Source organism: bacterium, from assembly GCA_040757115.1.
GTDB lineage: Bacteria > UBA9089 > CG2-30-40-21 > CG2-30-40-21 > SBAY01 > JBFLXS01.
Genome location: JBFLYA010000028.1, coordinates 21,767 through 27,766, shown reverse-complemented (window position 1 = coordinate 27,766; position 6,000 = coordinate 21,767). Strand labels below are relative to the sequence as shown.

Sequence of the window (6,000 nt, the reverse complement as noted above, 5' to 3'; positions counted from 1 at the left end):
TCTATCAGGCTTGTCGGAAGAAATTTAGCAGTCGGAGAGAGTATTGGAATCAGTTACGGTGTACGATTCGGATATTAATTTTTCAAAGTTGGGAGGATCTTTTGTGGTTTATTCTTTCGCCACCTGAACCAACAAGTGGATGAAAAGGGAGAAATGGGGATAATAGAAAAATAATATACTTAAATAAGGATTTGATTTTGTGATAAAGGGAATAGAGTGCCCAATTTCTAAATAGGGCTTCACGAAATTCCCTCACCCAAATATAGAAAAGATGAGAGGTAGAGGACAGATATTCCCCCTTAATAAAGGGGGTTAGGGGGTTGTAAGTATATAAAGGGGGTTAGGGGGTTGTAAGTATATAAAGGGGGTTAGGGGGTTGTAAGTATGAAGATTCATTACAATCCGAAATTGAAAACTTACGCCAGAGAACTTAGAAAGCAAGGGGTTTTATCAGAAGTATTGCTTTGGAAGTATTTGAGAAGCAGAAAGATGAATGGCTATCACTCGATATTCAAGTTTTTTTAAGATTAAGTGGTTTATCCTTTTTTAACCGCAAAGAACGCAAAGAAATCAACCGCAAAGAACGCAGAGATTATAGGTTGTTCACCACCCTTTTAATTCCTTCCTTGAGTCTTAATACATTGAAATTTATAAGCAATTAACAATATTTGAAAGTTCGTTTTCGTTTATAGACCTGTTTTTCTTTCTTTGCGTCCTTTGCGAAACCTTCCTTTGCGCTCTTTGCGGTTAAATCTTTATACCTTTAAAAAACTTGAACATCGAGTATCAGTTTATGAGACAAAAGCCTATTGGGGAGTATATTGTTGATTTTTATTGTAGTAGACTAAAACTGGTAATTGAAATTGATGGAGAAAGCCACAACGAGAGTAGATTTGAGTACGATATGGAAAGAAACAACCCCCTATGCCCCCTTTATTAAGGGGGATGGAAATTAAAGTCTATGGGTTTAACTCTTATAAGATTCAATGATAGTGATGTAAAGAAAGATATAGACAATGTTTTAAGGGCAATTGAAGGATGGATTGAACAATCACAACCCCCTAACCCCCTTTATTAAGGGGGAATTGCCTGCAAACCGGGGTAAGTGTAGCCCCCTCTGGGTAGAGGGGAAAAAGTAAAATTGCCCTCCACTCCTATTTAAAGTGGGCAAAAGTGAAGAAAAACGAGCAAACTATGATTTGTAAGTCTATGAAAATCAAGGGGTTATACAACAGGAGGGCAATAAGAAAAAAGTGTATTTGTAACTTCTTGTTAATCAAGGAGTTATGAATTTCGTGAAAGGCACAATTTCTAAAATAAAGGAGGTTCTCCATAGGTTTAGGATGGGGAAATTTTAAGCAATTTAGAGGAAGAAGATGTTTAAGAAGCAAAAAATGGCTTTAAGGTGGTTACTTGGGCTGTTTATTTAGATTCACCGAGAATTGCTGAATGTATCTTTTTCTTCTTGACATCAAATATCCTAATATGATAAACTTAAAGATAACTCTACAAAGCTGGCAAAAAAACTGCTACAAAGTGGCTTAGTTCAACAACTGCATGAACCGAATCGTGTCCCTGGCGGACCACTCCCGGTTATGCATACATTAGGCAGTGATAACACAATAACAAAAGGAGATGTAAAGATGGCAAGAATTGTCGTAAACCCGAGAATACTCGGAGGGAAACCCATCATCGAGGGGACTCGTATCTCCGTTGAGTTCATCCTTGACTTACTTGCTTCTGGTGTAAGCAAAGAAGAGATTCTCGAGGATTATCCTCATTTAACCAAAGAGGACATTCTCACTTGTCTGAGATATACCGCTCGGTCATACAGGAATGAGGTGTATCTTGCGTTGGAGCCAGCAGCATGAGGTTTCAAGAGTTACGAATTCTCACTGATGAGAACATTTCTCCGAAGGTTGTAGCTTTCCTCAGAAATCAAGGGTTGGATGTGTTAGATACCAAGGAACAATGATGGCAGGGTAAAAGCGACGATGAACTTCTTGAGATTGCGTATCAGGAAAAATGTTGGGTATTGACTCATGATGCAGATTTTGGAACCTTAGCCATTCATGAAGGCAAGCCCAACTTTGGTATTATCTTTCTGCGGATCAGGAATCTTCAGTCCCACAATGTGATTAAAGTGTGTAATCAACTTTTGCATCATGATGTGGATTTGTCACCGCATGCCTTGGTGGTCCTTGAGGAAACACGAATACGCATTCGTCAAGCGAGCATAGATTGAACCTAATGAATTAAGAATTTGTGTGGAGCAACGCCGACACACAATTCTGGGTAAATCCTGAAAAATATGCCAGGGGCTAAGAGATGGTTTTATAATGGTTCCTGGCATGGAAGATGATACCCTTCATAATTCTCACCTACTTTTTAGTCCTTTCTTTTATGGACTTCCAATTACCTTCCGGAGGATAAGTGTGTCCAACATCACTATTGGCAATGTCCATTTTTATGATTTTGTCCTAATCGAGCAGATTTTCGATACTAATTTTTGGATTTAAAGAGCCGAATTTTTGTTGACATAGGATAAAATTTGTGGTAAAATATCCTCACAATGGGCACAAATGGATATAATACCCAAAACAGTCAAAAAAACAATTTCCTATCAGTTAAATGAAGTTCTTCGCAAGCGACCCTATATTAAAAAAGAATGGTGTTGCGAAATAATTGAAAATCCTATTAGATTTGAGAAACAAGAAGGTAATAGATATAGATTTTGGGGTGAAGTTAAGGAATTAGACAACAGGATATTTAGGATAGTAACATTGGAAGATAAATTAACAATACATAACGCATTTCCTGACAGGAGGTTTAAAGAATGAAATTAAGTTATTACCCGGAGACAGATTCTCTGTATTTAGATCTATCTGAAAAAAATAAGTGCAGATACCGTAGAAATAGCTGAGGGGATATTAGTTGACTATGATTCTGAAGGTAATATAGTTGGGATTGATATAGATAATGCTAGCAAGAAAAATTGTAATGAAGCAACTATTAATTAATAAACTTCCATTTCAGCAAGAAATATTAACAGTATAAAACAAACCTAAGATAAACTGCTTAAACCTGGGGTAACTATTGGGGTCAAACCGTGAATGTTGAATGTAAAAGGAACTGCTTTCTACATTCAAGGTTTGACCCTAATCCCCTATATTGGCTAAAACAGAGGCATTATTTGTTTAACCAATACACGATGTAGGATACAGAATATATTTATCTTTGCATCAAGATTACAGACACAATCGCCCTATTTACTTCCAATAGCTCTTCGTCTATACAATTTCCAGCAAAGTGTCTTTTCCTTTTTTAAATACGCCTTTGAATTATCAAGTGAACTGGCTATTTCATATTCTTTAATTGCCAGATTTAAAGATGCTGGTTGAATTTTGGTGTAACTTGTGGCAAGATGGGCATGATAAACTGGATGATAAAAATCAAATGCAGCCGCTTTTTCAAACTTTAGTTTTGCCGCTTCCCATCTCCCTTTATCCGCCAGAATCACCCCTTGATTAAAAAATACATAACCTGAAAATGGTCTAAAAACACAAAAAAAACAGAAGATTATAATGATGCCTGTTAACCAATAAGTATTAGGAGAGATATATTCTTTCCCTTGCCTGAAGGTCAATATGCCCAGTATCAGCCAGAAATATAGCTGAAATACCGGTATCCAGAATAGATAATCGCTCTGATTATGAATGAGAAGCCCAATTAGACTTGCCAGCAAGCCTTCTCTAACTGCTTTTTCATAGGTATTTTCCTCAACTCTGGTCTTAAACCCTTCCATAAATAAAGTCACTAATAGCCAGATAAAACTTAACAAACCAATTATTCCCATTTCACAAGCATATTGAATAAAGATGTTATGAGAATGGTAATGCCAGGGAACATCCTGTCTATAATCAAAAAAGACATTTGCGTATGCACCTGGACCAACACCCAGAATAAAATGGTCTAAAAACATCTGACAGGAATATTTCCAGATGTAGAATCTCTGGAAAATTGAATGTGTCCCCAGCCAATGTGATGGGGAAAAAAGGTTGTAAATAATAACTCCAACTATCACAATAAATAAACCTGAGAGCAAAATAAATCCATACCGTCGTCTATTTTGCCTTTTTATAAAAAATAGGAAAAACAATGCCCCAATTACCCCCAAAACACCCCCTCTTGAAGAGGTAAAATATAAGGTGATGAAAGAAAATAATAGGAGTAGCCCGAACAAAAATCTAAATCTTACGATAAAAAATAATCTTACCATCAAAGGGATAGTTATTACCAGAAAGCCGGCTAAAAGATTGGGATTGCCTAAAGGATAGTAGAGTCTCTCAATTAAGGATTTGGGGATATGAATCAAGAACTGATTCAAAGTTAAAGATACGACAACTAATGTCGTCAATACCAAAGTAGAGACAAATAATTTTAAGTGTGTTGAGAGGTAATTTCCGAGCATTAAAAAGAAAATTAAACAGCAGGCTAATTTAGTTATTTCTTCCCAACTTCCTCTTAAATAATGAGAATTGATTGTAGATAGAACCGCAGATGACATAAAAAATAAGACAGGTAGATGGACACAGGATTTAATTATCTTTATTTTCCCTGAAAATCCGATTAAACCTGTAAGAATGACTAAAGATTCAATTAAGGTCAAGGAATAAAATGTATATCCCCCTAAAAGGAATGTTGGTGGAAGGAATATCAAAATAATCAACAGGAAAATAACTAATCTTTCTTTGACCCAGGTTAAGTTAATCATAACGGTTTTTCCTTAGATTTTAATTCCTTTGCGCTGGCGGAGGGATTCTTCTACTCTTTTTAAATAAGATTCACCATCCTTGATAATCGTTTTTGCCTGATGTCTTGCCTCTGGATTAATTTCTTTTCTAAAACTATCCGTAAAAATACTGCGTCGTTCAACTTGCGAGGTTCCTGTTCGGCCTGTAAAGACAGATTTTATTCCTGTTTTTAGGGCTAAGTCAAAATGATGATGAGGTTCTTGCAATCGATGTATTATCTGACTTAGATGATACATTGCATGATAGACATTTATCACTACTTCTTCATACATCCCTTTTCTAAATAGTGCTTTTGCTTCATTTAGCTTTTCCCTTCCTGCAAATAATCGTTTATAAATTTCTTTTTTAGAATCATCCTCAATAAATAGAGTTTTTTTATAAATTATGGGTTTTTCTCTAATTAACTCGTGTGATTTCCGGACTAAATGAGAAGTAATATCCTCACATTCTTCCAAAATATCCGTGATTTGATGAGTTAAATGGTCTATTATTATTTCTTCTGATAGAAACCCCAAATCAACCAATATTCTTCCTAATCTTTTGTTAGACTTCTTTTGCTCTAACAATGCCTGATGGAGTTGTTCTTTCGTTAGGACTCCTTCCTCTACCAATATTTGACCGAGCAACAACTTTTCGGGCATAGTTCTTCCCTCCGGTAGAAAAATCAGGTAATTGGTAATTCAGATAAAACACTAAAAATTCGTAATCGTTCAGGTAGTCCTTTACCGCAGAGACGCAGAGGAACAGAGAAGACATAAAAATAAATCAGATAACAGAAAAGATTATTGGTGCAGTTATTGAAATACATAGGACCTGCTTACCGAATGTTCAGCAGACAAGGCAGATTTGTTGCGTCTCGTCCATAGATTTTCCCCTCTTAAGAAGGGTTAGGGGTGTGTTTTTCTCTGCGTCTCTGTGTCTGTGCGGTGAACAGTTACCTTTTATTTTCATTTATTGTAACTATTCACCACGAAGAGCACGAAGGACACGAAGATTGGACAGAACAAATCTCTTTATGCCTTCTTTCAATCTTTCCACATTGAAATTTATCAACAAGCCAACTCTAATATTTGCTAACTTCACTAGATATTTCATCAAATTTCACTTTGTGTTCTCCCTGCCCTTCATGGTTTAATCTCTTTTAGTCTAACGATAAAATAACCTGCTCTGTCAGGTTCATTGTTTT

The 6,000-nt window shown here is 36.1% G+C and carries 6 protein-coding genes and 4 pseudogenes; 7 read left to right on the top strand and 3 right to left on the bottom strand.

Going from position 1 to position 6,000, the window contains the following annotated elements:
* Positions 1-384: 384 nt before the first annotated feature.
* The 7 genes and pseudogenes from AB1422_03895 (at position 385) to AB1422_03865 (ending at position 3,020) form a co-directional block, all read left to right on the top strand.
* Positions 385-489, top strand: a pseudogene (locus AB1422_03895) (DNA methylase).
* Complete coding sequence (locus tag AB1422_03890; protein ID MEW6618479.1) at positions 465-662, top strand: hypothetical protein; 198 nt, start codon at positions 465-467, stop codon at positions 660-662. The pseudogene AB1422_03895 and the gene AB1422_03890 overlap by 25 nt, the downstream one beginning before the upstream one ends.
* A 131-nt stretch (positions 663-793) precedes the next feature.
* Positions 794-940 carry a DUF559 domain-containing protein gene (locus AB1422_03885; GenBank protein MEW6618478.1) on the top strand — a complete coding sequence of 49 codons (147 nt, stop codon included), beginning with the start codon at positions 794-796 and terminating at the stop codon, positions 938-940.
* A 703-nt stretch (positions 941-1,643) separates the two neighbouring features.
* The gene (locus AB1422_03880) at positions 1,644-1,871 is read left to right on the top strand and encodes a DUF433 domain-containing protein (protein MEW6618477.1); all 228 of its coding nucleotides are present in this window, start codon (positions 1,644-1,646) and stop codon (positions 1,869-1,871) included.
* Between the two features lie 122 nt (positions 1,872-1,993).
* A pseudogene (locus AB1422_03875) lies at positions 1,994-2,245 on the top strand (DUF5615 family PIN-like protein).
* A 337-nt stretch (positions 2,246-2,582) separates the two neighbouring features.
* On the top strand, positions 2,583-2,840 hold the full coding sequence (locus tag AB1422_03870) for a hypothetical protein (protein MEW6618476.1): 258 nt from the start codon (positions 2,583-2,585) through the stop codon (positions 2,838-2,840).
* Positions 2,837-3,020 (top strand): annotated as a pseudogene (locus AB1422_03865) (DUF2283 domain-containing protein). The gene AB1422_03870 and the pseudogene AB1422_03865 overlap by 4 nt, the downstream one beginning before the upstream one ends.
* A gap of 245 nt (positions 3,021-3,265) precedes the next feature.
* Here AB1422_03865 and AB1422_03860 read toward each other — a convergent pair.
* The 3 genes and pseudogenes from AB1422_03860 to AB1422_03850 all read right to left on the bottom strand — a co-directional run bounded on the left by AB1422_03860 (position 3,266) and on the right by AB1422_03850 (position 5,912).
* Positions 3,266-4,774, bottom strand: coding sequence for an O-antigen ligase family protein (locus AB1422_03860; protein MEW6618475.1), 1,509 nt, complete (start codon positions 4,772-4,774; stop codon positions 3,266-3,268).
* Between the two features lie 12 nt (positions 4,775-4,786).
* Positions 4,787-5,455, bottom strand: a complete 669-nt coding sequence (locus AB1422_03855) for a hypothetical protein (protein ID MEW6618474.1) — start codon at positions 5,453-5,455, stop codon at positions 4,787-4,789.
* A 319-nt stretch (positions 5,456-5,774) separates the two neighbouring features.
* Positions 5,775-5,912, bottom strand: a pseudogene (locus AB1422_03850) (GxxExxY protein).
* Positions 5,913-6,000: the final 88 nt, after the last annotated feature.